This is a genomic window from Calidifontibacillus oryziterrae, from assembly GCF_000331575.1.
GTDB classification, from domain to species: domain Bacteria; phylum Bacillota; class Bacilli; order Bacillales; family Bacillaceae_J; genus Calidifontibacillus_A; species Calidifontibacillus_A oryziterrae.
In genome coordinates this window covers 1-958 of sequence record NZ_ANOK01000015.1, presented here as the reverse complement: position 1 = coordinate 958, position 958 = coordinate 1, and the positions used below count along the sequence as shown (strand labels likewise).

The window sequence follows — 958 nt, the reverse complement described above, 5'->3', positions numbered from 1 at the left end:
TTCTTCAATTAACAGTGGTACAACATCAAATAAATCGCCGACAATTCCATAATCAGCTACATTGAAGATGTTTGCTTCTGGATCCTTATTTACCGCAACAATTACTTTTGAATTAGACATACCAGCAAGATGCTGGATAGCCCCAGAAATACCTAGAGCAATATAAAGATCAGGCGTTACAACCTTACCTGTTTGCCCAATTTGTAATGAGTAATCACAGTATTCCGCATCACAAGCACCACGTGAAGCACCTACTGCTCCACCCAATACATTCGCAAGCTCCTGTAACATTTTAAAGCCTTCGGCACTCTTAACACCACGTCCGCCGGCAACGACTATTTTTGCTTCAGAAAGATCTACACCTTCAGACGCTTTGCGTACGACTTCTTTAATTACTGTTCTTAGATCCTTAATTTCAACGTCTAATGATGCAACGTTTCCAGAACGTGACTCATCCTTTTCCAGTGGAGCAATGTTGTTCGGACGAACCGTTGCAAAAATAATACCGTCTGTAACAATCTTCTTTTCGAATGCCTTCCCTGAATAGATTGGACGCGTAAATATAATATTCCCGCCTGCTTCCTCAACATTAACACAGTCAGAAATCAAACCAGACCCAAGCTTTGCTGCAATTTTAGGTGATAAGTCTTTTCCAAGTGCTGTATGACCCATGATCATTCCCTCAGGATTTTCAGATGCAACAACAGCCAGCAATGCCTGCGCATAGCCATCTGGAGTATAATTTTTCAATTGAGGATTTTCAACAACTACGACACGGTCTGCGCCGTGTTGAATCATTGCATTTCCTTGAGATTGAACAGACTCTCCCATTAAGACAGCAACAACTTCTCCACCTTCTGCAACAAGCTTCCCTGCTGCAATGGCTTCAAATGATACATTACGTAAATTTCCGTCGCGAACTTCCCCTACTACTAAAACTTTTCTAGCCATCTTTTTC

Annotated in this window: 1 protein-coding gene; it reads right to left on the bottom strand. The window is 41.6% G+C overall.

Translation table 11 applies throughout. The features are described from left to right. Window positions 1-951: electron transfer flavoprotein subunit alpha/FixB family protein (locus D612_RS0108410; protein ID WP_026092443.1), on the bottom strand; the 951-nt coding region annotated here is incomplete at its 3' end. Window positions 952-958: the final 7 nt, after the last annotated feature.